Below are 25,220 nucleotides of genomic sequence, written 5' to 3'. Positions count from 1 at the left end.
TCTTGGTCCGCAACCTCGCCGTTTTCGCTCTGATCCCGCTCGCGCTCGGCGCCTGCAGCCGCACCGGCGAAATCGATGCCAATGGCGGCGGTGCCGGCGTCACGGCGGTGCGCTCGGCCTGCCCGCACGTCGCGATTCCCGCGGGCACGGGCGACATGACCATCTTCAACCCGGCGACCAGCCGCGAGGCCAGCGCGATCGACGTCAACGCGGTGATGACCAACGTCACCTCGACGTGCGACGATGCCGGCCCCCAGGTCGTCACCACCGTCAATTTCGACGTGCTGGCGCGCCGCCAGAGCGCCGACGGCCCGCGCGACGTGAGCTTCCCCTATTTCGTGACGGTGGTGCGTGGCGGCACGTCGGTGGTCGCCAAGCGGATCAACCGCGTCACCGTGCATTTCGAGCCGGGCCAGCTGCGCGCGCAGACCAGCGGCACCGCCACCACCTATGTCGATCGCGCCGCCGCGACGCTGCCCGACGAGGTCCGCAAGCGCCTCACCGAGAAGCGCAAGGCCGGCGAGCAGGCTGCGGCGATGGACCCGCTGGCCGATCCCTCGATCCGCGGCGCGGTGCTCTCGGCCACGTTCGAGGCGCTGGTCGGCTTCCAGCTGACCGAGGACCAGCTGAAGTACAACGTCACGCGGTGACTTCCTCCCCTCCCGGCAAGGGAGGGGATCGAGGGGTGGGTGGAGGCCTGGTGATACGGCGCCGTATCGCCGGGCCTTTCCGTATTGCGAGCATTCGACTCACCCCCAGCCCCTCCCTTCCAGGGAGGGGAGTCTCGGGACGTTTTGGTCGTTGACTCGAATCATCCCCACGGCCAAGGCTGCGCCCGTCGACAGGCACGCGCGGGAGAGTGTGGGGCCGTTCCAATCGTAGCCAGCGTGCTGGCGGTTCGATTGGAATAGCAAGAAATCCCACCGCCGAAGGAGCAACCGCCCCGGAATCTCTCAGGCACCAGGGACCGCGCGGGCACGACACTCTGGAAAGCGGACGCGGCCCGGCCACGTCCCACCGAAGGGGTAAGCCAGGCGACTGGCGAAAGCTCTCAGGTTCCGTGACAGAGGGGGCGATGGAACGGTGCGCGAGGATTCCGCGCCGCTTCGTCGAATCCCTCTCGAATCCGGAGTGCCGCGATGAGCCAGCAAGTCCAGGACCAGCCCATGAGCGGCGATCCCGAAGGCGGGGAGGGCACCGAGGAGCTTCGCCTGCTTCCGCTCGACCAGTGGCACCGCGCCCGGAGCGGCCGCATGGTTCCCTTCGCCGGCTATGAGATGCCCGTCCAATATGAGGGCATCATGGCCGAGCATCTCTGGGTGCGCGCGCATGCCGGGCTGTTCGACGTCAGCCATATGGGCCAGCTGACCTTCACCGGCGACGGCGTCGAGGCCGCGCTCGAGGCGCTGATGCCCGCGGACATCCAGGCCGCGAAACTTTCGCACCCGGTCTATTCGCTGCTGATGGCCGAGAATGGCGGCATCCTGGACGATCTGATGCTGACCCGCCTTGCCGAGGGCGAAGTCTATATGGTCGTCAACGGCGCCTGCAAATGGGACGACATCGCCCATTTCCGCGAGTTCCTGCCCGACGAGATCGGCATGAACCATATGGAGGACCATGCCCTGCTCGCGCTCCAGGGGCCGGAAGCGGCCGCCGCGCTGGAGCGCGTGATCCCCGGCGTCTCCGCGCTCGTCTTCATGCAGGGCGCGCCCTTCGCGTGGCAGGGCCATGACCTGTGGGTCAGCCGCTCGGGCTATACCGGCGAGGACGGCTTCGAGATCTCGGTTCCCGTCGACGGTGCCGAGGCGCTGGCCGATGCGATCACCGCCCAGCCGGAAGTGAAGCCGATCGGCCTCGGCGCCCGCGATTCGCTGCGCCTGGAAGCCGATCTGCCGCTCTATGGCCATGATCTCGATACCGAGACCACGCCGGTCGCCGCCGCCCTGGGCTTCGCGCTCAAGAAGCGCCGCCGCGAGGAAGGCGGCTTTCCCGGCCATGCGCGCATCATGCTCGAGCGCGAGAACGGCTCGATCCTCAAGCGCGTCGGCCTGGTCGTCGAGGGGCGCCAGCCGGTCCGCGAGGGCGGCCTGGTTCTCGACGCCGACGGCAACGAGGTCGGCAAGGTCACCTCGGGCGGCTTCGCGCCGACGCTGCAGCAGCCGATCGCCATGGCCTATGTGCCGGCCGCCAGCGCGGAGCCGGGCACGAAGATCACCCTTGCCCAGCGCGGCAAGATCCATTCGGCGGAGGTCGTGAAGATGCCCTTCGTCCCCCATCGTTACGTCAGAAAGGGAGCCTGATGAGCCGCTATTTCACCGAGGACCATGAGTGGGTCGACGTCGACGGCGACACCGCCACTGTCGGCATCACCGAATATGCCCAGAGCCAGCTCGGCGACATCGTGTTCGTCGAGGTGCCGGACGAGGGCAAGCAAGTGTCGAAGGGCGACGATGCCGCCGTCGTGGAGTCGGTCAAGGCCGCGTCCGACGTGTACGCGCCGGTCTCGGGCACGGTGATCGAGGGCAATGCCGAGCTCGCCGACAATCCCGCGCTGGTCAATGAGGACCCCGAGGGCGAAGGCTGGTTCTTCAAGCTCACCCTCGCCGATCCGGGCGAGCTGGAAAGCCTGATGAACGACAGCGCGTACCAGGAATACGTCTCGAAGCTGTGAGGAATGCGCTGGCCTTGATCCTGCTCCTGGCAACAGGGTGCGGCGCTGCCGCACCGCAGGTCAAGGTCGCGGACATTCTCGCCAATTGTGCAGCGTACAAGGCCAAGCCTGTCCAGGCGATGGGATATCTGGGCGAATGTACGCGCGACGGCTGCTTCCTTGCCCCGCATAAGGCGAGTTGGAGTGCGTATGCGAGCGCGTGGGCGAATCTTCAGGCGCTAAGCGGTAGCAACGCGCTCAGTGACGCCGCGAAGCGGGCACAACAGAGCGTTAACCGGTTCTCGCCACTCGGGTTCAAGGCGGAGGATGCGGCGGATGACGCATTCGTCGATAAGGCCGAGCCGCTGCAGAACAGCTACGTCATCATGACCGGCACCATCGCGAAGGATGGCTGCAACGGCATACCCGATTCCGATCATTCCTACGGCATCAAACCCACCGATATCCGCGTCTGGACCGAGTCCGAGGGCGCACCTGTAAATTCATCGAGAAGGTAAACATGCGCTACCTGCCCCTTACCCAGCCCGATCGCGAGGCGATGCTCGGCGTCATCGGCGCCAAGTCGATCGACGATCTCTTCGCCGACGTGCCCGCCTCGGCGGTGCTCGACGGCCCGATCGCCGGCCTGCCGATGCATGCCAGCGAGCTCGCGGTCGAACGGCACATGACGAAGCTCGCCGCCAAGAACCTGGCGGCAGGGGCAGCGCCCTTCTTCCTCGGCGCCGGCGCCTATCGTCACCATGTGCCGGCCTCGGTCGACCACATCATCCAGCGCGGCGAGTTCCTCACCGCCTACACGCCCTATCAGCCGGAAATCGCGCAGGGCACGCTGCAGATGATGTTCGAGTTCCAGTCGCAGATCGCGCGCCTGCTCGGCTGCGACGTGGCCAACGCCTCGATGTACGACGGTTCGACCGCGTGCTGGGAAGCCATCACCATGGCACGCCGCGTCACCAAGCGCGGCAAGGCGATCCTCTCGGGCGGGCTGCACCCGCATTATGTCTCGGTCGCCGAGACCATGGCCAAGTTCACCGGCGACCAGCTCGTCACGGCGCTGCCGACGCTGAGCCCCACGCCGGACACCGATGACCTGATCGCCCGGATCGACGACGACACCAGCTGCGTCGTCGTCCAGTATCCGGACATTCTCGGCCGCATCGCCGACCTGTCCAAGCTCGCCGAAGCTGCGCATGCGAAGAAGGCGCTGCTCGTCGCCGTCGTCACCGAGCCGGTGGCGCTCGGCGCGATCAAGGCGCCGGGCGAGATGGGCGCGGACATCGTGGTGGGCGAGGGCCAGTCGCTCGGCGTCGGCCTCCAGTTCGGCGGCCCCTATGTCGGCCTGTTCGCCTGCTCGGAAAAGCTGGTCCGCCAGATGCCGGGCCGGCTCTGCGGCGAGACCCAGGATGCCGAGGGCAAGCGCGGCTATGTGCTGACCCTCTCCACACGCGAGCAGCATATCCGCCGCGAGAAGGCGACGTCGAACATCTGCACCAGCTCGGTGCTGTGCGCGCTCGCCATGTCGGTGCACATGACGCTGCTCGGCGAAAAGGGCCTGCGCCAGCTCGCGGCGATCAACCATGCCGGCGCCGCGGCCGCCGCCGACCGCCTGGCCCAGGTGCCGGGCGTCGAGCTGGTCACGCCGACCTTCTTCAACGAGTTCACGCTGAAGCTGTCGAAGGAAGCCCGCCCGGTCGTCCGCACGCTTGCGGACCAGGGCATCCTCGCCGGCGTGTCGCTCGGCCGCCTCTATCCGGGGGCCGACGCGCTCGCCAACGGCCTGATCGTCGCGGTCACCGAAACCACTACATCGGAGGACGTCGAGACGCTTGCCTCCGCGCTCCAGGAGGTGCTGGCATGAGCACGATCAACCAGTCCGGCTGGCGCCCCACCACCCCCGAAGCGGGCGAGGCGGGTAACCTTTCGACCTTCACCGGCAACCGCGCGCTGATGCTCGAGGAAGCGCTGATCTTCGAGATCGGCTCGTCGCAGACCACCGGCGTCGACTTCGGCGAAGCCCCCGCTGCGCCCTCGCGCCTTGGCGGCCTCACCCGTGACGCCGAGATCGGCCTGCCCGGCCTGTCCGAGCCCGAGACGGTGCGCCATTACACCCGCCTGTCGCGCCAGAACTACGCGATCGACCTGGGCCTGTTCCCGCTCGGCTCGTGCACGATGAAGCACAATCCGCGCCTCAACGAGCGCATGGCCCGCCTGCCGGGCTTCGCCGACATCCACCCGCTCGCACCCGTCGACACGGTGCAGGGCGCGCTGGAAGTCATCGACCAGCTCGCGCACTGGCTGATCACGCTCACCGGCATGCAGGCGGTGGCGATGAGCCCCAAGGCCGGCGCGCATGGCGAGCTGTGCGGCATCCTCGCGATCCGCTCGGCGCTCGACGCGCAGGGCCAGCAGGACCGCAAGATCCTGCTCGTGCCGACCAGCGCCCACGGCACCAACCCGGCAACGGCGGCGTTCGCCGGCTTCTCGGTCGAGGACATCCCCGCCACCGAGGACGGCCGTGTCGACCTCGAAGCGCTAAAGGCGCGGCTGGGTCCGGACATCGCCGGCGTGATGATCACCAACCCCAACACCTGTGGCCTGTTCGAGCGCGACATGAAGGCGATTTCGGACGCGGTGCATGCGGCGGGCGGCTATGTCTATTGCGACGGCGCCAATTTCAATGCGATCGTCGGCCGGGTCCGCCCGGGCGATCTCGGCGTCGATGCGATGCATATCAACCTGCACAAGACCTTCTCGACTCCGCATGGCGGCGGCGGCCCGGGCTCGGGCCCGGTCGTGCTGTCGGCGGCGCTGGCGCCCTATGCGCCGCTGCCCTTCGTCGAGAAGCAGGGCGACAAGTTCCATCTCGTCGAGGAAGAGACCGCGGGCGAGCATCATGCCGGCACCTTCGGCCGCATGACCGCCTTCAACGGCCAGATGGGCATGTTCACCCGCGCGCTGACCTATATCCTCAGCCACGGCGCCGATGGCCTGCGCCAGGTCGCCGAGGATTCGGTGCTCAACGCCAACTATATCTTGCGCTCGATGGAGGACGTGCTCGACGCGCCCTTCGCCAAGTTCGGCCCGTGCATGCACGAGGCGATCTTCTCGGATAAGGGCCTGCCCGAGGGCCTGTCGACGATCGACATCGCCAAGGGGCTGATCGACGAGGGCTATCACCCGATGACGGTGTATTTCCCGCTCGTCGTGCACGGCGCGATGCTGGTGGAGCCGACCGAGACCGAGAGCAAGGCGACGCTCGACCAGTTCATCGGCGCGTTCCGCAGCGTGGCTGCCCGTGCCAAGAACGGCGACCCGACGATCCGCACCGCGCCGCACTTCGCGCCGCGCCGCCGCCTCGACGAGACGCTCGCCGCGCGCAAGCCGGTGCTGGCGTGGAAGGCGCCGGCCGCGGCCGAAGCGGCGGAATAGTCCGCGACATCTCCTTCCCCTCGGGGCAGGGCTGAACAGCGAAAGGCCGGGGCGCGATGCTCCGGCCTTTTTCTTTATGTCACAGCGCGATAGCCCCGGAACCGTGCAAATGCGGTTTGCCTTGTCGCATGCCGCCGGGGCAGCGTGCGCCGAAACGGACAAGGGGGAAACCGACATGAAGACCGCGCTGCTCGCCGCTGCCATCGCCACCGCTACGCTTGCCGCGCCGATGCCGGCTTATGCGGGCAACGACCCCTTTGTCGGCGAGATCATGCTCTTCTCCGCCCGCTACTGCCCCGAGGACTGGGTCGAAGCCGATGGCCGGCTCCTGCCCGTTCGCGGCTATGACGTGCTCTACACGCTGCTCGGCAACAGCTATGGCGGCGACGGCAAGACGAACTTCGCCCTGCCCGACCTGCGCAAGGCGATCCCCGCCGCGGCGACCGACCAGCAGAAGCAGCTGCGCTATTGCATCGCGATGCGCGGCGACTATCCCCGGCACCCCTGAGCGCCGGGGGCGCTCAGATCCAGCGGCGGACGGCGGACTTGTAGCTGAGATAGCGCTCGCCGAACTTGCGCGCGAGATAGCTCTCCTCGCGCTCGATCACTTCGCGCTGGATCACGAGGATCAGCGGGATGAGCAGCAGCAGGGCGACCAGGCTGTCCATCCAGATCGCCACGCCCGCATAGGCCAGCGCCATGCCGAAATACATCGGATTGCGCGACCAGCGATATACGCCGTCGGTGACGAGCGTGGTGGAGCGCTTCCACGGCTTGGGATCGGTGCCCGCGGCGCGGAGCAGGCCCAGGGCGGAAAGCACGATTCCCACGCCGAGCAGCGTCGCCAGCGAGCCCAGGCCGCGCTCGGTCGAATGGGCGAGCGGCAGTCCGGGGCTGCCCAGCAGCTTGCCCAGCGCCAGGCCCACCACCAGCATGCCAAGGAAAGCGGCAGGCGGCGCGAACTTCACCCCCGCGCTATCGTGATCGACGTCCATGAACCCTCCGGGCGCCCTGATGGACCGGCGTGGCCGCATGCGCAATCCTCTTGCCTTTGCCATCCAGTTCGGCTGGCATAATTACTGTATTACTTATATAGATCACTTGCAAGTCTTCCGGGGGTCTCATCGATGCACGCGCAGCCCATTCATCCCAATCCGCTCTATCAGCTCATCCCGATCGCGATCATCCTGGTGGTGCTCGCGCTGCGCTTCCGCCGGCTCACCCGCGAGCGGCCGCTGCGGATCGAGCGGCTGTGGATCGTGCCCGCGCTCTACCTGGCGATCACTGGCTTCACCTTCTGGAACATCCCGCCCGCGCCGATGACCTGGGCGGCGGCCGCCGCCGCCCTGCTCGCCGGCGCCGCGCTCGGCTGGCAGCGCGGCCGGATGATGCAGATCACGGTGAATCCGGAGACGCACGAGATCTCGCAGCGGGGCTCGCTCGCCGCGATGGCGTTCATCCTCGCGCTCGTCCTCATCCGCTCGCTTGCCCGCAATGCCGAGACGCTCGGCATTCCCGGCGTGCATTTCGACGTGATGGCGATGACCGATGTGCTGATCGCCTTCGCGCTCGGCATGCTGACGCTGCAGCGGGTGGAGATGTTCCTGCGCGCCCGCCGCCTGCTCGAGCAGGCGCGCGCCGGATGAGGCGCCACGCCCCGGCTGCCGCGCGGAATCGCGATCCGATCGCCGCGGTGCTGGCGGAGGAGCTGCCGGCTTCCGGCCATGTCCTCGAGATCGCCAGCGGCAGCGGCGAGCATTGCGCCTTCTTCGCCGGGCGCTTTCCCGGGCTGATCTGGCAGCCCAGCGATCCCGATGCCGATGCGCTGGCCTCGATCGCGGACTGGTGCGCGGGGCTGGCCAATGTCCGCCCGCCGCTGGAGATCGATGCGGCCTCGGCCGCTTTCCCGGCGGCGGATGCGATCCTGTGCGTCAACATGGTCCATATCAGCCCCTGGGAAGCCACGCTCGGGCTGCTGGCGGGGGCGGGCAGGGCGCTGGGCCCGGGCGCGCCGTTGATCCTCTACGGCCCCTATTTCCGCGATACCGTGGAGACCGCACCCAGCAACCTCGCCTTCGACATCGACCTGCGCTCTCGTAATCCGGCGTGGGGCCTGCGTCATCTGGAAGAGGTCGATCATGAAGCGATGGCTCGCGAATTTGAGCCCGCCCGGTTGGTCGAGATGCCCGCCAACAATATCATCCGGGTCTATCGCAAGGGGCGCGGCGCTTGAAAACGGCCATTTGCGGGTATTACGGATGGCCGGCCATCGCGCCGACCATGAGAGCAGATTGCCCATGAGAGTTCGACATATCCTCGGCCGATGGACGAAGCGCGAGGAAGACGCCCTTCGCGATCAGTTTCATGGCAAGACAGTTGGCGATCGCTTTCATGGTTTGCGGCGATCCGAGCGCAATGAAGCGAAGCTCTTTCTTCTGGCGCTTGCTCCAGCGATTTTGATCGGCCCGTTCATCGGAAAATGGTCCGAGGCTTCTCTCGCAGGCAAATCGATTTTGGCGGTGACCGGCCTGTGGATGATCGGCGTTTTCTTGATGGGTGGATATCTGTTGTTCAGGTCGATCCATCGGGCCTCGCATGGCCGATCTGACTGAAAGCTGACGGCCCGCCTGCCATGCAAGTGGAGAAATGGCGCCGCGGTTGACCAGGAACATGGTCCATACCGTGCCCGGCCCGGTGCATCGAGACCGGGCCCCGGCCCCGGCCTTTGCCGGGGAACAGGAAAGCCCCCGGCCACCAAATGTCGATCTGTCCTGGCCCGTCCCTTCCGGGGAGGGGAGCGGCGGGATCACACCGGCTCCATCTCCGCGCTGGTCACGGCCGGATCCGGGATTCCGCGCCGCCGCTCGCGCCACACGATGTAGAGCCCGCTCGCGATGATCACCGGCGCCCCCAGCCAGGTCCAGGCGCTCGGCCACATGCCGAAGATCGCCCAGCCATAGAGCGTGCCCCAGATCAGGCTGGAATAGTCCATCGGCACCACCGCGCTCACCGGCGCGTGCTTCACCGACCCGGTCAGCGCCAGCTGGCCGACGCCGCCGATCAGCCCGATCCCGACCAGCATCGCCCAGGTCACCGGGTCATGCGCCTTGAACGCGAAGGCATAGGGGATCGCCAGCACCGGCACGGAAAGGACCGAGAACCAGAACACCGTCGTCCCCGCCGCCTCGGTCTTGCCGATCTGGCGCAGCAGGATCGCCACGATCGCCACGAACAGCGCGGCGAGCAGCCCCACCATCGCCCCGAAAGCGGGGATGTGCGTGCTCCCCGGCTGCGCGACGATCAGCACGCCGGCGAACCCCGCGATCACCGCGCCCCAGCGGTGCCGGCCGGTCGGCTCCTTGAGCAGCACCGCGCCCAGGATCGTCGCGAAGATCGGCACGGTGAACTGGAAGGTCACCGCCTCGGCCAGCGGCAGCAGCAGCACCGCGCCGAAGGTGAAGACCATGCCGGTCAGCCCCACCGCGGTGCGCGAGACGTGCGCGCCGAAGCGCCGCGTCCGGATCGATCCCAGGCCGGGGCCCGCCGCCACCCATGCGGTCACCAGCGGCACCGCCCAGAGCTGGCGGTGGAACATCGTCTCGACCAGCCCGGCGCCGCGCATCTCGGCCAGCTTGATCAGCGCCGACATGGTTGCGAGGCAGGCGACCGCGAACAATCGCAGCAAGATGCCCTTCAATATCTGATCGCCCTGCACGCCGGAGCCTTTGCGGCAGGGGCGCGCCGGCGGCAACCCTGGGTCAAGCCGCAATCGGCAAGCCCCGGATCCCCGCCCGCGCGGGGATGGCCGAAATCATCGCAAGGGCCGGGTCGGGTTCTCGACCCAAAGCATCGACGGATAGACCTGCTCGAACTGTGCCGGGGGCAGCGCCGCGACCGCCGCGAGCGCGGCCAGCCCCGCGTCGCACGACGCCGCCGGTTTCGCTTCCGCCGGGTTGACCGCCCGGCCGGCGGGATGGTCGCGTGCCGCCGCCGCGGCCTCCCACAGCGCGATGTTCTGCCGGAGATAGAGTTCGCGCAGGTCCGGCGCGAACCAGGCGGCATCGTCGAGCGGATCGGCGAAATAGGCGTCGCACCGCTCGGGCGAGGTCGCCGCGAGCTTGCCCGCCAGCGCGGTCTCCGCTGCCAGATAGGCGCGCAGCCGCGGTGCCGGCGCCTGGGCCAAGCCGGCGCGGTGACGCCGCGTCGCCTCGCTGACGAAGGTGCCTGCCGCCTGCTGGATGTCCTGCGGCCCGCCGCCCGCCCGCGCGCGCTCGGCCACCACTGCCTTGAGCGCTTCGAACTCCTCCGGGAAGGTCTGCTTGATCGTCGCGCTCAACAGCCCGCCGGGACGGTCGGCAAGCAGCTCGCGCTCCACCGCGGCCGGATCGGTGAGGGGATTTCGCGGCCCGGTGCGCGGCAGCTGGGTGATCGCCATCGCCGCCAGCCCGAGCGCCACCACCCCCAGCGCCACGATCCGCCAACGCCTGCCCATCATCCACGCATCCCTCGAACCGTTCGCCCGGTTCCTGGCCGAGCAGCCCTGCCACTGGCCGAGCAGCCGTGCCACTGGCAATGTAGGATTTTCGCTGGCACTGCCATGCGGGCGGGCTTCGCCGCCCGCCATGCCCCGCTGCGCCGCCGCGCGCTTGCGGGGAGTGTCAAGCGATTCAACGAATCGCGCAACCATAAGGTTGAACATCGGCTCGCTTGCGGCGGGCCGGCCACGCATTTAGAGGCACGGCCATGATCAAGCATGCGCTCAACGTCACCCGCGAAGCCAATTTCGCCGAATGGTATCAGACCGTCATCACCGAGGCCGACATGGCCGAGGAGAGCGGCGTGCGCGGCTGCATGGTCATCCGGCCGTGGGGCTATGGCATCTGGGAGCGGATCCAGCGCCTGCTCGACGATCGCATCAAGGCGACCGGCCACGAGAATTGCTATTTCCCGCTGTTCATCCCGCTCTCCTATTTCGAGAAGGAGGCCGAGCATGTCGACGGCTTCGCCAAGGAGATGGCGGTCGTCACCCATCACCGGCTGATCCACAAGGACGGCAGGATGATCCCCGATCCCGAGGCGAAGCTGGAGGAGCCGCTGGTCGTGCGCCCCACGTCGGAGACGGTGATCGGCGCCGCGTTCAGCCGCTGGATCCAGTCGTGGCGCGACCTGCCCGTGCTGATCAACCAATGGGCGAACGTCGTCCGCTGGGAGATGCGCACCCGCATGTTCCTGCGCACCGCCGAGTTCCTCTGGCAGGAAGGGCACACCGCCCATGCCAGCGTTGAGGAAGCGCGCGAAGAGACGATGAAGATGCTCGAAGTCTATCGCAGCTTCGCCGAGGAATGCGTGGCGATGCCGGTGATCGCCGGCGAGAAGCCCGAGAATGAGCGCTTCCCCGGCGCGGTCTCGACCTACAGCATCGAGGCAATGATGCAGGACGGCAAGGCGCTCCAGGCGGGCACCTCGCACTTCCTCGGCACCACTTTCTCGAGCGCGCAGGACATCAAGTTCCAGAATTCGGAAGGCCAGCTCGAGCTGGCCCAGACGACGAGCTGGGGCATGTCGACTCGCATGATCGGCGGGCTGATCATGACGCATGGCGACGATGACGGCCTGCGCGTGCCGCCGCGCATCGCGCCCTGGCAGGTGGTGATAGTGCCGATGCTGCGCGACAATGACGAGGACGCCGCGCTGATCGACTATTGCAAGGGCATCCAGCAGGAACTGTCGAAGCAACATGCGTTCGGCGAGCCGGTCCGCGCGCTGCTCGACCTGCGTGCCGCCAAGGCGGTCACCAAGCGCTGGGGCTGGATCAAGAAGGGCGCGCCGCTCGTCGTCGAGGTCGGCGGGCGCGACATGGCGGGCGGCAACGTCTCGGTCATTCTCCGCACCGATCTCTACAAGGAGGACGGCAAGCTCAACTCGGCCATTGTCGGGCGCGACGCCTTTCTCGCCGATGCGGTCGGCCAGCTCGAAGCCGTGCAGAAGGCGCTGTACGACGAAGCCAGGGCGCGCACCGATGCGAACATCGTCCGCGACGTGACCGATTTTGCGGGGCTCGAGGCTTATTTCGAGGGCGCGGGCAAGTTCCCCGGCTGGGTAGAGGTCGAATGGGCCAGGCCGGGCGGCGCCGATCTCGACAAGGTGGTCGAGCGGTTGAAGGCGCTGAAGCTCACCTTCCGCAACGTGCCGAACGATGCGACGCCCGCCACCGGCGCCTGCATCTTCACCGGCGCGCCCGCGGTCGAGCGCATCCTGGTGGCGCGTGCATATTGAACGCCCGACCGTCGTCCGGACCCTGCCCGTCACCCCGGCTTTCGCCGGGATGACGGCCTGATGCGCACGCTCTTCGCCACCCTGCTCTACGAGCAGCCGCTCGGCGATCCCGATCTCCTGGGGGCGCTGGAGCAGTCGTGCCTCCAGCTGGCCGAGGACGACATGGCCGGCCGCCGCTGGTGCCGCGAGCATGGGTATCGCGGCTATACCAGCTATGCCTCGCTCGACGACCTGCCGATCCGCGACCCCAATTTCGCGGATCTCAAGCGTCTGCTCGACCGGCATGTCGCGAAATTCGCCAGGGCCTGCGCCTTCGATCTGCAGGGCAGGAAGCTCAAGCTCGACAGCCTCTGGGTGAACGTGCTCGACGGCAAGGGCGGGCATGGCGCGCACATCCATCCGCACGGCGCCGTTTCCGGCACGCTCTATGTCGTGCTGCCCAAGGGTTCGCGGGGCCTCAAGCTGGAGGATCCGCGCCATGCCATGATGATGGCGGCGCCGCCGCGCCTCGAAGACGCGCCGGAGGCAATGCAGGGCTTTGTCGAGATCCTGCCCGAACCCGGCACGGTGCTGTTGTGGGAAAGCTGGCTGCGCCACGAGGTTCCTCCCGGCTCGGGCAGGGCGCCGCGGATCAGCATCAGCTTCAACTATCGCTGGGGATGATGGGCGTCCGCCTGGTGACGCGGAACGGCCAGGATATATTTCGGAGAGCCGAACGGCATCGCTACCGGGAGCGCGGTCATGCAACTTCCTGCCCTTGTGCTGAGCCTGTTGGTGACCTCCGCTTCGGCGCAGGGCTATGACGTCACGGCAACCGGCAAGCTCGTCGACAAGGGCAGCTGCTACAGCTTCCAGGTGCCGGCCGGATGGAAAGTCGTGGCGGGAAATCCCATTCCCCTGCTCGTCTCCGCGCCGCCCGGGGAACGCCCCGTTTCGCTGCAGACCCTGCCAAAGGGAATTGCGACGCTGGCGATCGGCCGGCGATCCGCCGAGGCGAAATCGATCGAGGAGTTGATGGCGCTGCGGCGGCGGGCAAATCCATTCTCCTCGACGCGCACCGTCTCCTATCCATCGGCCACGGGCATCGCGAGAGCCGTCGCGGCAAGGTGGACGGACGATGCCAACGAGCCGGGCGAGGAAACCATCGCGCTGTTCTTCGTGTTTCGAGGGCAGCCCTTCGCAGCCTATCTGAGCTTCTATCGGAGCGATCGAAGGCGCAGCCAATATCCGATGGCGCTCGACCGGCTTCTCCACAGCCTGCGGCCCCTGGCCGGTTCCGCCGGGTGCGCGCTCCCGGCCGGGCACGGGAGCGCGCGGGGAAGCGGCGGCGGATGATCGCGCGGCGCACCTTGCTCGCCGGCGCGCTGATGCTGCCGGTGGCGGCGCGGGCTGGCGCGCCCTGGGATGCGGTGGTCGATCCCGCCACCGGCACGCTCGCCGCCGCGCTGGCGCGGGCCGAACGGGCGGGGCGCCCCTTTCGCATCCTGCTCGGGCCCGGCATCTTCACCGAGAAGCTGACGGTGCGCGCGCCCGGCCTCACTCTCCAGGGCAGTCCCGGCACGATCCTCCAATATGGCACCGCGGCCGGCACGGCGAAGCCTGGCGGCGGCAGCTGGGGGACCGGCGGATCGGGGACGCTCACCATCGCGGCGCCCGGCGTGACGCTGCGCGGCCTCACCATCGCCAACAGCTTCGACTATATCGGCGCGCGGCGCGACGGCGCCGGCAACGGCGCGCAGGCAGTGGCGCTGGCGGTGGGCCGCGAGGCCGACCGCACCACCATCGATCGCTGCGTGCTGCTCGGCTATCAGGACAGCTTCTACCTCCAGGCCCGCACCCTGGTCGCCGATAGCCGCATCGTCGGCGGAGTGGACTTCATCTTCGGCGGCGGCGCGGCCTGGTTCGAGCGTTGCGAGCTCGTCACGCGCTATGTCCCGAACGCAGATGGCTTCGGCTATGTCGCCGCGCCCAGCACCCCGGCCTCGCAGGAATTCGGCCTGGTATTTTCCCGTTGCCGCCTCCGCCGCGAAGCGGAGGTGCCGGATGGCTCGACCTGGCTCGGCCGCCCCTGGCGTGCCGGCGGCAACATGGCGCTCACCGGCCAGGCGGCGTTCCTCCATTGCTGGATGGACGCCCATGTCCGCCGCCAGGGCTGGACCTGGATGGGCTACAAGGGGCCCGACGGCGAGCCGCGCCGCCTGACCCCGCCCGAGGCGCGGCTGTGGGAATTCGCGAGCGCCGGGCCGGGCGCGGGGCCCGCCGGAGCCGATCGGCGGCTGCTGACGGCGGAGGCGGCGAAGCGCTTCACCCGGGCCAATGTGATCGGGTTCTAGGCGGGAACTTGCAATGTAGGATTGCGTCTGTTTCCGTGGTTGCGCCGGGAATCGGCCGGCCGCTCTTTGGAATGCTGGAAATACAGGCTTAGCGGATCACCAGGGTTAGCTGGCGCACCAGGCTCCGCTCGATCGGATCATCGAACCGGCAGCCGATATGCGCCCCGTCGTTCCAGACGATGGTCGCCGGCACGGGCAGGTCGTCGCGCAGGCTGAGCCATACCTTGTCGCCCGCGCGGTGCGGGGCCGCGCAGGCGAGGCGGCAGCCATAGACCGAGAGATCGTGGAGCATCGCCTCGACCGGCTTGTTGCCGCGCTTCGTCACGGTGGCGCGAGTGACGAGGATACGGTGACGCGTCGCCGCGCGCTGTTCGACGAGCGCGGGAGTCACGGTCCGATATTGCGAGAATTTGGTCGCCATCTCTCTCCGCCCCGATGCGACCCTGCCGCGGACGGTTTAACAAGCACTTAAGGCGATCCTAAGGGGTGGCGCTCAAGGTAGAGGCGGCTGGCGCGGGTGATGACCACCATTTGCATCGCGCCGGGCCGTTGCGGCTTCCGGGCGCAGACGCGGAAGTCGCCACAGACGCTGGCGTTGAACAGATTGCCGGTCGGCAACCAGAGCCCGCGGACATTGGCCGGCAATTGGTCGAGCGACAGATCCTCATCGGCATCGATGCCGAGAATGCGCTTCGTGCCCACCACCCAGATGCGCACCGCCGGATTGCCGTTCGAGGCGAACAGCCGGCCATGGACGGTGCGGCAGAGCATCGGAGGGCCGCCGGCCAGGGCCATGGCCAGCAGGGTGGCGATCATTTCTCCTCCAGCACCCTGGTCACGCGTTCGGCCAGCTCCGGCCCGGCATGCAGCCCCAGCTTGCTGCGCCGCCACAGCACGTCGTCGGCGGTGCGGGCCCATTCATGGTCGCGCATCCAGCGTATCTCGGTGGCGGTGAGCCCGGCGCCCAGGTCCTCGCCCAGCTCGGTCCGGTCGCGCAGCATGTCGGCCAGGTTGCAGCCATAGGCATGGGCCATGCGCTCGGCCCGGGCATCGCCCAGGAACGGCCAGCGCGTCCTGACGGTGGCGACGAACCTGTCGAAATCGGCGATCGCGCCGCCCGGGAAGACGCGGGCCCGCGTCACCGGCTCGACCTTGGCGCCGAGGGGCGGCCCGATCTTCGCCAGCGCTTCCTCGGCCAGTGCCCGCGCCGTGGTGATCTTGCCGCCGAAGACCGAGAGCAGGGGCGGGCCGTTCTCGTCGAGCTCGAGCACATAGTCGCGCGTCACCGACTGGGCCCGGGCGGCGCCGTCATCGTGCAGCGGCCGCACGCCGGACCAGCTCCAGACGATGTCCGCGGAGGTGATCTGGCGGGTGAAATAACGGTTCACCGCCTCGCAGAGATAGGCCCGCTCCTCCTGCGAGCATATCGCGTCCTCGGGCCGGTCGACCGGGATGTCGGTGGTGCCGATTTCGGTGAAGCCGCCTTCATAGGGAATGGCGAAGACGATCCGCCGGTCGGGCTGCTGGAGGATATAGGCATGGTCGCCGTCGTACAGCCTGGGCACCACGATATGGCTGCCCTTGACCAGCCGGATCCGCGAATGATTAGCAATAGCCAGCTTGTCGAGGAGGTGCCGCACCCAGGGGCCGGCCGCATTGACCAGCCCGCGCGCCTCGACGGTGCGCCCGTCGGAGAGCTCGGCACGCCAGGCCCCGCCTTCGCGCCGGGCGGCCAGCAGTTCGGCCCGCGTCGCGATTTCGGCGCCGTGATGGGCGGCGTCGAGCGCGTTGGCCAGGGTGAGGCGGGCATCGTCCACCCGGCAGTCCGAATAGACGAAGCCGCGATGGGTGCCGGCCAGCGGATCGGTGAAGGCCTTGTCCCTGGCGCGCAGGCCGCGCGAGCGGGGCAGGGTGGAATTGCCGCCCACCGCCAGCGCATCGTAGAGATAGAGGCCGAGCCGGACCATCCACCACGGCCGCACCGCATGGGCATGGGGCAGCACGAAGGTGAGCGGGCGGATCAGGTGGGGGGCCGCCTCCAGCAGCCGCTCGCGCTCGTGCAGCGCCTCGCGGACCAGGCGGAACTCGTAGCTCTCGAGATAGCGCAGCCCGCCATGGATCAGCTTGGTCGAGGCCGAGCTGGTATGGCTGGCCAGGTCGTCCTTCTCGACGAGCAGCACCTCGAGCCCGAGCAGCGAGGCCTCACGGGCGATCGCGCACCCGTTGATCCCGCCGCCGGTGATGAGCAGGTCATAAGCCACGCCCGAGGTTACGGCGTTGGCAGTTGCTCCGCGAGTCCCTATCTTGGGGGTCAATGGCAAAAACCAAAATCAAAGCAGGGCTGCCCACGCGGCAGCAGATTCTCGATTTCATCACCAATTCCGATACCCCGGCGGGCAAGCGCGAGATCGCCAAGGCCTTTGGGCTGCACGGGCAGGACAAGATCCTCCTCAAGGCATTGCTCAAGGACATGAGCGACGAGGGGCTGATCGACGTCGCCCCGGGCCGCGCCTTTCACAAGATGGGCGGCGTGCCCAAGGTCACCGTGCTGCGCATCACCGATGCCGATGGCGACACGACCTGGGCGGTGCCCGAGCGCTGGGAGGCCGAGGGCGTGCCTGTGCCCCGCCTGCGGGTCCGCGAGGCGCGCGGCAAGCGCTCGGCGCTGGGCGTGGGCGATCGCATCCTCGCCCGCACCGAAGAGGCCGGCAACGGCTGGATCGCCCATCCGATGAAGAAGCTCGCCCGCGGCGAGGAGCTGATGCTCGGCGTGCTCAAGGAAGAGGCCGGGCGGCTCTGGCTGCAGGGCGTGGAGAAGAAGGAGCGGCGCAACTGGCCCGTCTCCGATGCCGGCGGCGCCGAATCGGGCGATCTCGTCCTCGCCGAAAAGGCGGGTCGGCCGCCGCGGATCACCGCCAAGGTGGTCGAGGTGCTGGGCGATCCCTTCGCCCCGCGCAGCTTCTCGCTGATCGCGATCCACCGGCATTCGATCCCCAATGTCTTCTCGGAGGATCTTCTCGACGAGGCCGAGCGGGTGTCCCGCCTCGATCTCGGCAAGCGCGAGGATCTTCGCCACCTGCCGATCGTCGCGATCGACCCGGCGGATGCCCGCGACCATGACGACGCGGTATGGGCCGCGCCCGACGACGACCCGAAGAACGAAGGCGGCTGGAAAGCGGTGGTCGCGATCGCCGATGTCAGCTTCTATGTCCGCCCCGGCTCCGAGCTGGACCGCGAGGCGCGCAAGCGCGGCAACTCGGTCTATTTCCCCGATCGCGTCGTGCCGATGCTGCCCGAGATCCTCTCGGCCGAGGTCTGTTCCCTGAAGCAGGGCGAGGACCGGGCGGCGCTCGCCTGTCACCTCCAGATCGGCAGGCACGGCGAGCTGAAGAGCTGGCGCTTCACCCGCGCCGTGGTGAGCATCGCGGCGAACATCGCCTATGAAGACGCCCAGGCGGCGATCGACGGGAAGCTGGAGCATCCGCTGACCGAGACCGCGCTGCGGCCGCTCTGGGGCTGCTGGGCGGCGCTCAACAAGGCGCGCGACAAGCGCGAGCCGCTCGACCTCGATCTGCCCGAGCGGCGGATCGTGCTCGACGAGATGGGCCGCATCCTTTCGGTGGCGCCGCGCGAGCGGCTCGATGCCCATAAGCTGATCGAGGACTATATGATCGCGGCGAACGTCGCCGCGGCCAAGGCGCTGGAGGCGAAGAAGGCGCCGGTGATGTACCGCATCCACGAGCCGCCGGCCCGCGAGAAGCTCGTCGCGCTGCGGGAATATCTCAAGACCTTCGGCATCGAGTTCGCGCTGGGCCAGGTGATCAAGCCGGCCACCTTCAACCGCATCCTGGAGCGGGTGGGGGAGAGCGATTTCCGCGAGCAGGTGATGCAGCAGGTGCTGCGGACGCAGACCCAGGCCTATTACGGCCCCGCCAATCACGGCCATTTCGGCCTGTCGCTCGGCAGCTATGCCCATTTCACTTCGCCGATCCGCCGCTATGCCGATCTGATCGTCCACCGGGCGCTGGTCGAGGCCTATGCACTCGGCCCCGGCGGGCTCACCGCCGAGGAAGCCGCCGGGATGGAGCGGATCGGCGAGAGCATCTCCAATCTCGAGCGCCGGGCAATGGAAGCCGAACGGGAGACGATCGACCGCTATGTCGCCGCCTATCTCGCCAACCATGTCGGCGAGGTGCTGGAGGCGCGGATCACCGGGGTGCAGAGCTTCGGCTTCTTCGCCACCGTCGACGGCGTGGGCGGCGACGGGCTGGTGGCGGCGCGGGACCTCGGCACCGAATATTTCCGCTACGACGAAGCCGGGCAGCGGCTGGTGGGCGACGAGAGCGGGGAGGCGTTCACCCTGGGGCAGCGCCTCCGCCTCCGGCTGGTGGAGGCCAATCCCGTCTCCGGCGCGCTCCGCTTCGAGCTGCCCGACGGCAAGGGCTCGGCCGGCCCGTCCGCCTTTGCCAGGGATCGCGGCAAGGGGCGCCCCCGCCCGATCAAGCGCCGCGGCCGGCCGCCCAACATCCGGCACAAGAGCCGCTGAGCGAGGACGATTGAACCGGCGAGCGCAGGGGTTTATGTTCGCATCCTCATATTCCGGGGGAACCGACCCGATGTCGACGCCCGTCCTCTTCGTCCCGGCACGCGCTGCCACAACGGCGCGGGGCATATCGGCGGCGTCCCGATGATGTTCCGTTCCCATGCTCCGGTCTCCATCGGGGCGTTGGCCATGCGCGCGCGGCAGCGGATCCGCGCGCATTTCTTCGCCCAGCACGCGGTGACCGCCGAGGAGGCGGTCTCCTTCGTGCCGCAGGACCGGATCGAACGGACCCAGTTCGAGCGCATGCGCGGCGCCGGCCTTGTCCATGAGGCGGAAGCCGGTCGCTACTGGTTCGACCTGCCCGCGTTCCGGAAGCAGCTGGACCGGACCCGGGCGATCATGGTGCCGGTGGTGATCGTCCTCTGCCTCGCCATCGCCGGGGTCGGCATGCTGTTCTACTGATCAGTCGACCGCGAAGCTGAGGCCGGCATGCGCCTCGAGCCGCCTGGCCAGCGGCGCGGCCATCAGGCTGCCCGCCGTCCAGATGCCGCCCTTGCCCGCTTCGGGCACATCCTCGATCAGGCAGAGCGCGCTCTCGGCGATCATCTTGCTCGTCGAGCCATAGCCGGGATCCCGGTCGCCCTTCACCGTGGCGGAAAGGCGCTGCCCGTCGGGCATCTCCGCCACGAAGGCGAGGTCGTAGAAGCCGGTCTCGCGCTCTTCCTTGCTCGGCCCTTCGCCCGGTGCCGGGCCCTTGTCCGCCGCCATCGGATTGACCTTGGCCAGCGCTTCCGCCGCCGCCTTGCCGATCTCGCCCAGCCCGGGAACGACCAGCATCTCGTCATAGCGGAAATCCGCGCCATAGGGCTGGCCGGCCAGGAAGTTCGAGCGATGGACGTTCTTGGTGTTGATCACCGCCATCATGAAGGGCGCGACCCAGGCGTCGACCGCTTCGTCATGATAGGGGACCATGCCGTTCGGCTGGGCCGGCCCCTCGAAGCCCGGCGTGAGCGCGAAGGGATCGAGCATCAGCTTGAGGATCGCGGGATCCCTGGCCGCCGCCGCCATCGAGGCCTTGCCGCTGGCGAAGGTGCCGCCCGAGAAAGTGCCCTTCATCGCCCGTACCCGGCCCTTCACCCGCGGCGCCGGCTTGCCGAAGCGGGCGATCGCCGCCTGCTGCACGGTCCACACGCCGAGATCGAAGGGGATCGAATCGAAGCCGCAGGAGAAGACGATGCGCGCGCCGCTGGCCTTGGCGGCATCTTCGTACTTGCGGATCATCTGGCCCATCCAGGCCGGTTCGCCGCACAGATCGACATAGGCGGTGCCGGTCTCGACACAGGCGGCGAGCAGCGCCTCGCCATGGAGCTGATAAGGGCCCACCGTGGTGATCACCACCGTGGCGCGGGCCACCATCGCCTTCAGGCTGGCGGGATCATCGGCATTGGCGGCGAGCAGCGGCGTGGATGCCGGCGCGCCGATCGCGTCGCGGACCTCCTGCAGCTTGGTGAGCGAGCGCCCGGCCATCGCCCATTTCACGTCCGGATAATGGCCGGCGAGATATTCGGCGACGAGGCGGCCGGTGAAGCCGGTGGCGCCATAGACGATGATATCGAACTCGCGGTCTGCCATCTGCCCGTTTCCTGCTCCTCGACGCTCAACCGGCCGGTTGAACGATTCATTGAATCTCTTGGCGCACTCGCATGCACGCATGGGAGAGCGGGGGGCCTGCCCGGCTTCCGAAGCGACGCGGCGAGTGACGGTTCCAGTGAAGCAGGGAAATTCCAACATTGGAAGAGGCGGTATGGTGATTGACGTGGCGTGTCGGCCATTCGGCGCTTCTTCGTCATGCTGAACTCGTTTCAGCATCCAAGGTGCCGCGACGGATGTCGCTTGTGGGGCGTTGGACCCTGAAACAAGTTGGCGTTTATCCCCGCGGGACAAGTTTATCCCCATGGGACAAGTTTATCCCCATGGGACAAGGCGTGCCCGATAGCCGTCATCCCCGCCTGCGCGGGGATGACGGAATGGGATATACTTGTCCTTACGGGATAAGCGCCAAACGAGTTCAGGGTGACGCCGTGTGCGAGGCCGGTTCTTCCGCCTGCCTAGTCCCGCGTCTCGCGCAGCGCGTTCCACAGCGTCTTCACTTCGCGGTTGAGCGCCCCCAGGTCCTCGCCGCGCATCCCCGAGCGGACCAGCAGTTCCTCCGCCAGGCACCCGCATTCCTCGCGCATGTGGCGGCCGCGATCGGTGAGGCGCACCTGGACCTGGCGCTCGTCCTGCGGATTGCGCTCGCGCGTGACGAAGCCCGCCGCTTCCAGCCGCTTCACCAGCGGCGTCACCGTGCTCGATTCGAGCGCCAGCCGGTCGGCGATCGCGCCCACGGTGCGGCCGTCCTGCTCCCACAGCGCATGGAGCACCAGATATTGCGGGTAGGTGATGCCGAGCCGATCGAGCATCGGCTTATAGGCACGGGTGATCGCCATGCTCGTCGCATAGAGCGAGAAGCAGAGCTGATCGTCGAGGGGCATCGCGGCGGGCATGTTCGTCTCCTTGGCCGGGGCCGATAGCATCAAAAACCATATCGCGATAACGAATTCGCTGGACAAGGCCCGACTCGCGCATTAGCTGAATAGTATCGCGATAAACGATATCGCGAACTAAGAATGAGGAGATCGAGCATGTCGGTTGACGTAAAGTACCGCACCCGCGCCACGGCCACCGGCGGCCGCGACGGCGAGGCCCGCAGCGAGGACGGGCGCTTCGTCGCCAGGCTCTCGACGCCGAAGGAGCTGGGCGGCGCGGGCGGCGAGGGGACCAACCCCGAGCAGCTGTTCGCAGCCGGCTATTCGGCCTGTTTCATCGGCGCGCTGAAGGTCGCGGGCATGCAGCTCAAGATCAAGGTCCCGGCCGAGACCAGCGTGACCGCGACGGTGGGCATCGGCCCGCGCGCGGCGGGCGGCTTCGGCATCACCGCCGATCTGGAAGTCGGCCTACCCGGCGTGGAGCGCGCCGACGCCGAGAAGCTCGTCCAGGCCGCGCACCAGATCTGCCCCTATTCGAACGCGACGCGCAACAACCTCGATGTGGGGCTGACGATCGCCTGAGGCGGTGCCTGGTCCGATCGCTGCCGGTCCGCCGGGCATGGAGCCTCCGTGCCGCTCCGGGCCGGCAGCCGATCGGGATCAGCCGGTCCGCTTGCGCACCAGCACGTCCTGCAGGACGAGCGCGTCGAGCGCCGTCTCGGCGAACAGCGCGACGGCTTCCTCCGGGCGCTCGACCATCGGCATGCCGCGCCGGTTGAAGCTGGTGTTGAGCAGCACGGGAATGCCGGTCCGCGCATGGAACGCGTCGAGCAGCGCCGCGAATTCGGGGTTCCAGTCGCGCTGCACCGTCTGGACACGCGCGGTGCCGTCGACATGGGTGACGTTGCGCAGCGCCCCGGCCAGTTCGGCGCGGGTGCGATCGACCAGGATCATATACGGGCTGTCGCGGCCGGATTCGAAGCAGCGGGCGGCGTGCTCGGGCAGCACGGCGGGCGCGAAGGGGCGGAAATCCTCGCGGAACTTGATGTTGGCGTTGATATGGTCGCCCATGCCCGGCCAGCCCGGATGGGCGAGGATCGAGCGGCGGCCGAGCGCGCGGGGGCCGAATTCGCTGCCGTCCCGGAACCAGCCGACCGTCCTGCCCTCGGCGAGCAGGGCGGCGACTTGCGGGGCGAGCGTTTCGGGCCGGCTGATCTCCCAGTCGCCCGGCGCATCGGCCAGGGCCGCGTCGATCGCCGCGGGGCCATAGGCGCGGCCGAAGCAGGTGCCGCCGTCATGCGGCGCCTTTTCCTGGCCGAGCAGCTCGATCCAGCCATGATAGGCGCAGCCGAGCGCGATGCCGTTGTCGCCGGCGGCGGGCTCCATATAGAGTCGGTCGACCACGCCGTCCTCGAGCAGCCGCGCATTGGCGACGGCGTTGAGCGCGACGCCGCCGGCATAGCAGACCTGGCTCGCGGGGAAGCGGGCGAGCCGGTTCTGGAACAGCGCGGCGATCGCCGCCTCCACCTGGCGCTGCGCCCAGAAGGCGATGTCGGCATAATATTGGAAGTCCGCGCGGAAGGCGTCCTGGCCGGAGGCGGGGCGATCGAGCGCCGCCTTCCACGCATCGGCGACGAAGATGCGGCCCTCGCGCATCTCGAAGGCGGCGGCATCCACCGCGCCGGGGCGGCCATAAGGAGCCAGGCCCATCAGCTTGCCGACATCGTCGAGATTGCCGAAGACATAATGGCTTACCGCCGAATAGAAGCCGCCGATCGAGTGGCGGGTGGCGTTCATGCGGAAGCGACCGGCGGTGCGGTCGAGCGGGCTGAAATCCTTGACGAGCGGCGTCATGCGGCGGCCGTCGAAGCGATAGAAGCTGTCCTTCTCGCACCACATCGGCGCATCGGGGCCGGTGAGATCGTCCGGCAGGGCGGCGCCGGCCAGGTCGGTGCATTGCGCAAGCGGGCTGCCGCAGCCGTCCACCACCAGGATCGCGCAGCTGCCGAACGGGCTGGTGCCGGCCGCGCTCCAGGCATGGGCGAGATGGTGGGAGATGGTGGCGATCGGCGGATGGGCATCGTCCGCGAACAGGCGGGGACCATGGAAGCGGGCCCGGGGCGGCACGTCGAAATTGGCGGACTGGACGACCAGGGCGATGTCCGCAAGCGCGATCCCCTCGGCATCCAGGCAATAGCGAATCGCGTCGCTGTCGTTGCCGCCGTCATGCTTGCGGCGCGTGAGCCGTTCCTTCTCGATCCCGACCGCGACCTGGCCGTTCCGCAGCAGCACCGCCGAGCCATTGTGCGACAGCCCCGTGCCGAGGACGTAAACCGGTTTTCCCATTTCTGCCCCGAACCCTCTCCCCGCGGCGAGTGAAGCAGACCGGATCGGATGTGGAAAGCGTGGTTCGATCCGCCGCGGGGCCAGGCTGGGGACTCATGTTCCTTCCTCGTCATCCCCGCTATCCCTTCCTCGTCATCCCGGCTTCCTTTCCCCGTCATCCCCGCGCAGGCGGAGGGCCAGGGGCCAGGGGCCAGGGGCCAGGGGCCAGGGGCCAGGGGCGCGAGGTTCGCTATGCCGGTTCCGGCAAGCATGCGCGTGATTGCTTCGATCGTCCCGCACTATCCTGGATCCCACCTGCGCGGGGATGACGGGTGGGTTTCAAGGGCCTGTCTGGGTTCTCGCCCTGGCGCGGGTCAGGCTTCGTGAAACTGCAGCGCGGCCAGCCGGGCGTAGAGGCCGCCCTTCGCGACCAGTTCGGCATGGCTGCCGGTCTCGACGATGCGGCCCTCGTCCATCACGATGATCCGGCCGGCGGCGCGCACCGTGGCGAGGCGATGGGCGATGACGAGCGTGGTGCGGTTTGCCATCAGCCGCTCGAGCGCGTCCTGGACGAGGCGCTCGCTCTCGGCATCCAGCGCGGACGTGGCTTCGTCGAGCAGCAGGATGGGGGCGTCGCGGAGCAGCGCGCGGGCGATGGCGACGCGCTGGCGCTGCCCGCCGGACAGGCGCGCGCCGCCTTCGCCGAGGAAGGTGTCGAGCCCCTGGGGCAGGTCGCGCAGGAAATCGGCGGCATTGGCGGCGCCGGCGGCGGCCCAGATCTGGTCGTCGGTGGCATCCCAGGCGCCGTAGCGCAGATTGTCGCGGGCCGAGGCGCCGAAGATCACCGTCTCCTGCGGCACCATCGCCATGCGCGCCCGGATATCGGCCGGATCGGCTGCCCGGACCGGTACGCCGTCGACACGGACTTCGCCGGCATCGGGATCGTAGAAGCGCTGGAGCAGCTGGAACAGCGTCGACTTGCCGGCGCCCGAGGGGCCGACCACCGCCACCGTCTCGCCGGGGCGGACGTCGAGCGAGAAATCGGTGAGCGCGGCGCTGTCCGGGCGGGTGGGATAGCGGAAGGTGACCCGGTCGAAGGCGAGCGCGCCCTG

Annotated in this window: 27 protein-coding genes and 1 riboswitch; of the genes, 16 read left to right on the top strand and 11 right to left on the bottom strand. The window is 68.4% G+C overall.

Features of this window, described 5'->3' with window-relative positions; translation table 11 throughout:
- The first annotated feature begins 2 nt into the window (after nt 1-2).
- The 7 genes from OMP43_RS16350 to OMP43_RS16320 all read left to right on the top strand — a co-directional run bounded on the left by OMP43_RS16350 (nt 3) and on the right by OMP43_RS16320 (nt 6,611).
- The gene (locus OMP43_RS16350) at nt 3-650 is read left to right on the top strand and encodes a hypothetical protein (protein ID WP_280280589.1); all 648 of its coding nucleotides are present in this window, start codon (nt 3-5) and stop codon (nt 648-650) included.
- Between the two features lie 192 nt (nt 651-842).
- A riboswitch (glycine riboswitch) is annotated at nt 843-980 on the top strand.
- 186 nt (nt 981-1,166) lie between these two features.
- Complete coding sequence (gene gcvT / locus OMP43_RS16345; protein WP_280280703.1) at nt 1,167-2,303, top strand: glycine cleavage system aminomethyltransferase GcvT; 1,137 nt, start codon at nt 1,167-1,169, stop codon at nt 2,301-2,303.
- Nucleotides 2,303-2,674, top strand: coding sequence for a glycine cleavage system protein GcvH (gene gcvH, locus OMP43_RS16340; RefSeq protein ID WP_086131087.1), 372 nt, complete (start codon nt 2,303-2,305; stop codon nt 2,672-2,674). Before gcvT ends, gcvH begins: the two co-directional genes overlap by 1 nt.
- A gap of 14 nt (nt 2,675-2,688) precedes the next feature.
- On the top strand, nt 2,689-3,171 hold the full coding sequence (locus OMP43_RS16335; protein ID WP_280280588.1) for a hypothetical protein: 483 nt from the start codon (nt 2,689-2,691) through the stop codon (nt 3,169-3,171).
- A 2-nt stretch (nt 3,172-3,173) separates the two neighbouring features.
- Complete coding sequence (gene gcvPA / locus OMP43_RS16330) at nt 3,174-4,532, top strand: aminomethyl-transferring glycine dehydrogenase subunit GcvPA (RefSeq protein ID WP_280280587.1); 1,359 nt, start codon at nt 3,174-3,176, stop codon at nt 4,530-4,532.
- Complete coding sequence (gene gcvPB, locus OMP43_RS16325) at nt 4,529-6,103, top strand: aminomethyl-transferring glycine dehydrogenase subunit GcvPB (protein WP_280280586.1); 1,575 nt, start codon at nt 4,529-4,531, stop codon at nt 6,101-6,103. The genes gcvPA and gcvPB overlap by 4 nt, the downstream gene beginning before the upstream one ends.
- Nucleotides 6,104-6,278: 175 nt before the next feature.
- Nucleotides 6,279-6,611, top strand: a complete 333-nt coding sequence (locus tag OMP43_RS16320; RefSeq protein WP_280280585.1) for a tail fiber protein — start codon at nt 6,279-6,281, stop codon at nt 6,609-6,611.
- 13 nt (nt 6,612-6,624) lie between these two features.
- Here the strand turns inward: OMP43_RS16320 and OMP43_RS16315 are convergent, their stop codons facing one another.
- Nucleotides 6,625-7,098, bottom strand: coding sequence for an isoprenylcysteine carboxylmethyltransferase family protein (locus tag OMP43_RS16315; protein WP_280280584.1), 474 nt, complete (start codon nt 7,096-7,098; stop codon nt 6,625-6,627).
- Between the two features lie 132 nt (nt 7,099-7,230).
- Here OMP43_RS16315 and OMP43_RS16310 point away from each other — a divergent pair, with 132 nt between their 5' ends.
- Entirely contained in the window at nt 7,231-7,749 is a 519-nt protein-coding gene (locus OMP43_RS16310; RefSeq protein WP_280280583.1) for a CcdC protein domain-containing protein, read from the top strand.
- Nucleotides 7,746-8,336, top strand: coding sequence for a DUF938 domain-containing protein (locus OMP43_RS16305; RefSeq protein ID WP_280280582.1), 591 nt, complete (start codon nt 7,746-7,748; stop codon nt 8,334-8,336). The genes OMP43_RS16310 and OMP43_RS16305 overlap by 4 nt, the downstream gene beginning before the upstream one ends.
- Nucleotides 8,337-8,355: 19 nt before the next feature.
- On the opposite strand, the gene OMP43_RS16300 is transcribed toward OMP43_RS16305, so the two are convergent.
- The 3 genes from OMP43_RS16300 to OMP43_RS16290 form a co-directional block, all read right to left on the bottom strand.
- Nucleotides 8,356-8,775: a hypothetical protein gene (locus OMP43_RS16300; RefSeq protein ID WP_280280580.1), complete on the bottom strand. Its 420-nt coding sequence runs from the start codon at nt 8,773-8,775 to the stop codon at nt 8,356-8,358.
- Nucleotides 8,776-8,909: 134 nt separating this feature from the next.
- Nucleotides 8,910-9,800, bottom strand: a complete 891-nt coding sequence (locus OMP43_RS16295) for a DMT family transporter (protein WP_280280579.1) — start codon at nt 9,798-9,800, stop codon at nt 8,910-8,912.
- A 114-nt stretch (nt 9,801-9,914) separates the two neighbouring features.
- Nucleotides 9,915-10,598 carry a hypothetical protein gene (locus OMP43_RS16290; protein WP_280280578.1) on the bottom strand — a complete coding sequence of 228 codons (684 nt, stop codon included), beginning with the start codon at nt 10,596-10,598 and terminating at the stop codon, nt 9,915-9,917.
- Nucleotides 10,599-10,846: 248 nt separating this feature from the next.
- Between OMP43_RS16290 and OMP43_RS16285 the strand changes: the two genes are divergently transcribed.
- The 4 genes from OMP43_RS16285 (at nt 10,847) to OMP43_RS16270 (ending at nt 14,712) form a co-directional block, all read left to right on the top strand.
- Nucleotides 10,847-12,379: an aminoacyl--tRNA ligase-related protein gene (locus OMP43_RS16285; RefSeq protein WP_280280577.1), complete on the top strand. Its 1,533-nt coding sequence runs from the start codon at nt 10,847-10,849 to the stop codon at nt 12,377-12,379.
- Nucleotides 12,380-12,439: 60 nt separating this feature from the next.
- Nucleotides 12,440-13,042 carry a TIGR02466 family protein gene (locus OMP43_RS16280; RefSeq protein WP_280280576.1) on the top strand — a complete coding sequence of 201 codons (603 nt, stop codon included), beginning with the start codon at nt 12,440-12,442 and terminating at the stop codon, nt 13,040-13,042.
- A gap of 78 nt (nt 13,043-13,120) precedes the next feature.
- A complete protein-coding gene (locus OMP43_RS16275; RefSeq protein ID WP_280280575.1) occupies nt 13,121-13,714 on the top strand; it encodes a hypothetical protein in 594 nt (197 codons plus the stop codon).
- On the top strand, nt 13,711-14,712 hold the full coding sequence (locus OMP43_RS16270; protein ID WP_280280574.1) for a pectinesterase family protein: 1,002 nt from the start codon (nt 13,711-13,713) through the stop codon (nt 14,710-14,712). The genes OMP43_RS16275 and OMP43_RS16270 overlap by 4 nt, the downstream gene beginning before the upstream one ends.
- Before the next feature lie 88 nt (nt 14,713-14,800).
- Here the strand turns inward: OMP43_RS16270 and OMP43_RS16265 are convergent, their stop codons facing one another.
- From OMP43_RS16265 to glpD, 3 genes are read right to left on the bottom strand one after another with little or no spacing between them, the layout of a single operon-like run.
- The gene (locus tag OMP43_RS16265; protein ID WP_280280573.1) at nt 14,801-15,133 is read right to left on the bottom strand and encodes a PilZ domain-containing protein; all 333 of its coding nucleotides are present in this window, start codon (nt 15,131-15,133) and stop codon (nt 14,801-14,803) included.
- Between the two features lie 47 nt (nt 15,134-15,180).
- The gene (locus OMP43_RS16260; RefSeq protein WP_280280572.1) at nt 15,181-15,528 is read right to left on the bottom strand and encodes a hypothetical protein; all 348 of its coding nucleotides are present in this window, start codon (nt 15,526-15,528) and stop codon (nt 15,181-15,183) included.
- Nucleotides 15,525-16,973 carry a glycerol-3-phosphate dehydrogenase gene (glpD, locus tag OMP43_RS16255; protein ID WP_280280571.1) on the bottom strand — a complete coding sequence of 483 codons (1,449 nt, stop codon included), beginning with the start codon at nt 16,971-16,973 and terminating at the stop codon, nt 15,525-15,527. Before glpD ends, OMP43_RS16260 begins: the two co-directional genes overlap by 4 nt.
- Nucleotides 16,974-17,026: 53 nt before the next feature.
- Here glpD and rnr point away from each other — a divergent pair, with 53 nt between their 5' ends.
- Together rnr and OMP43_RS16245 are read left to right on the top strand one after the other, a co-directional pair.
- The gene (rnr, locus tag OMP43_RS16250) at nt 17,027-19,258 is read left to right on the top strand and encodes a ribonuclease R (protein ID WP_280280570.1); all 2,232 of its coding nucleotides are present in this window, start codon (nt 17,027-17,029) and stop codon (nt 19,256-19,258) included.
- 186 nt (nt 19,259-19,444) lie between these two features.
- Complete coding sequence (locus OMP43_RS16245) at nt 19,445-19,717, top strand: hypothetical protein (RefSeq protein WP_280280569.1); 273 nt, start codon at nt 19,445-19,447, stop codon at nt 19,715-19,717.
- Here the strand turns inward: OMP43_RS16245 and OMP43_RS16240 are convergent, their stop codons facing one another.
- Nucleotides 19,718-20,887, bottom strand: coding sequence for a saccharopine dehydrogenase NADP-binding domain-containing protein (locus tag OMP43_RS16240; protein WP_280280568.1), 1,170 nt, complete (start codon nt 20,885-20,887; stop codon nt 19,718-19,720).
- 476 nt (nt 20,888-21,363) lie between these two features.
- Nucleotides 21,364-21,801, bottom strand: a complete 438-nt coding sequence (locus OMP43_RS16235) for a MarR family transcriptional regulator (protein ID WP_280280567.1) — start codon at nt 21,799-21,801, stop codon at nt 21,364-21,366.
- Between the two features lie 138 nt (nt 21,802-21,939).
- Here OMP43_RS16235 and OMP43_RS16230 point away from each other — a divergent pair, with 138 nt between their 5' ends.
- Complete coding sequence (locus OMP43_RS16230) at nt 21,940-22,365, top strand: organic hydroperoxide resistance protein (protein ID WP_280280566.1); 426 nt, start codon at nt 21,940-21,942, stop codon at nt 22,363-22,365.
- A 78-nt stretch (nt 22,366-22,443) separates the two neighbouring features.
- Here OMP43_RS16230 and OMP43_RS16225 read toward each other — a convergent pair whose 3' ends face one another.
- A complete protein-coding gene (locus tag OMP43_RS16225; protein WP_280280565.1) occupies nt 22,444-24,129 on the bottom strand; it encodes a carbamoyltransferase C-terminal domain-containing protein in 1,686 nt (561 codons plus the stop codon).
- Between the two features lie 353 nt (nt 24,130-24,482).
- Nucleotides 24,483-25,220: ATP-binding cassette domain-containing protein (locus OMP43_RS16220; protein ID WP_280280564.1), on the bottom strand; the 738-nt coding region annotated here is incomplete at its 5' end.

This window comes from Sphingomonas sp. CBMAI 2297 (assembly GCF_029870595.1).
Classification (GTDB): Bacteria; Pseudomonadota; Alphaproteobacteria; order Sphingomonadales; family Sphingomonadaceae; genus Sphingomonas.
Note: the sequence above shows the minus strand (reverse complement) of the source record. Positions and strands in the feature narration are given on the sequence as shown.

Excerpts from the sequence above, each read along its gene's own strand:
- gcvT (WP_280280703.1), top strand. The coding sequence starts at position 1,167 with ATGAGCGGCGATCCCGAAGGCGGGGAGGGCACCGAGGAGCTTCGCCTG.
- gcvH (WP_086131087.1), top strand. The coding sequence starts at position 2,303 with ATGAGCCGCTATTTCACCGAGGACCATGAGTGGGTCGACGTCGACGGC.
- gcvPA (WP_280280587.1), top strand. The coding sequence starts at position 3,174 with ATGCGCTACCTGCCCCTTACCCAGCCCGATCGCGAGGCGATGCTCGGC.
- gcvPB (WP_280280586.1), top strand. The coding sequence starts at position 4,529 with ATGAGCACGATCAACCAGTCCGGCTGGCGCCCCACCACCCCCGAAGCG.
- OMP43_RS16320 (WP_280280585.1), top strand. The coding sequence starts at position 6,279 with ATGAAGACCGCGCTGCTCGCCGCTGCCATCGCCACCGCTACGCTTGCC.
- OMP43_RS16315 (WP_280280584.1), bottom strand. The coding sequence starts at position 7,098 with ATGGACGTCGATCACGATAGCGCGGGGGTGAAGTTCGCGCCGCCTGCC.
- OMP43_RS16310 (WP_280280583.1), top strand. The coding sequence starts at position 7,231 with ATGCACGCGCAGCCCATTCATCCCAATCCGCTCTATCAGCTCATCCCG.
- OMP43_RS16305 (WP_280280582.1), top strand. The coding sequence starts at position 7,746 with ATGAGGCGCCACGCCCCGGCTGCCGCGCGGAATCGCGATCCGATCGCC.
- OMP43_RS16300 (WP_280280580.1), bottom strand. The coding sequence starts at position 8,775 with ATGTTCCTGGTCAACCGCGGCGCCATTTCTCCACTTGCATGGCAGGCG.
- OMP43_RS16290 (WP_280280578.1), bottom strand. The coding sequence starts at position 10,598 with ATGATGGGCAGGCGTTGGCGGATCGTGGCGCTGGGGGTGGTGGCGCTC.
- OMP43_RS16285 (WP_280280577.1), top strand. The coding sequence starts at position 10,847 with ATGATCAAGCATGCGCTCAACGTCACCCGCGAAGCCAATTTCGCCGAA.
- OMP43_RS16280 (WP_280280576.1), top strand. The coding sequence starts at position 12,440 with ATGCGCACGCTCTTCGCCACCCTGCTCTACGAGCAGCCGCTCGGCGAT.
- OMP43_RS16275 (WP_280280575.1), top strand. The coding sequence starts at position 13,121 with ATGCAACTTCCTGCCCTTGTGCTGAGCCTGTTGGTGACCTCCGCTTCG.
- OMP43_RS16270 (WP_280280574.1), top strand. The coding sequence starts at position 13,711 with ATGATCGCGCGGCGCACCTTGCTCGCCGGCGCGCTGATGCTGCCGGTG.
- OMP43_RS16265 (WP_280280573.1), bottom strand. The coding sequence starts at position 15,133 with ATGGCGACCAAATTCTCGCAATATCGGACCGTGACTCCCGCGCTCGTC.
- OMP43_RS16260 (WP_280280572.1), bottom strand. The coding sequence starts at position 15,528 with ATGATCGCCACCCTGCTGGCCATGGCCCTGGCCGGCGGCCCTCCGATG.
- rnr (WP_280280570.1), top strand. The coding sequence starts at position 17,027 with ATGGCAAAAACCAAAATCAAAGCAGGGCTGCCCACGCGGCAGCAGATT.
- OMP43_RS16245 (WP_280280569.1), top strand. The coding sequence starts at position 19,445 with ATGCGCGCGCGGCAGCGGATCCGCGCGCATTTCTTCGCCCAGCACGCG.
- OMP43_RS16240 (WP_280280568.1), bottom strand. The coding sequence starts at position 20,887 with ATGGCAGACCGCGAGTTCGATATCATCGTCTATGGCGCCACCGGCTTC.
- OMP43_RS16235 (WP_280280567.1), bottom strand. The coding sequence starts at position 21,801 with ATGCCCGCCGCGATGCCCCTCGACGATCAGCTCTGCTTCTCGCTCTAT.
- OMP43_RS16230 (WP_280280566.1), top strand. The coding sequence starts at position 21,940 with ATGTCGGTTGACGTAAAGTACCGCACCCGCGCCACGGCCACCGGCGGC.
- OMP43_RS16225 (WP_280280565.1), bottom strand. The coding sequence starts at position 24,129 with ATGGGAAAACCGGTTTACGTCCTCGGCACGGGGCTGTCGCACAATGGC.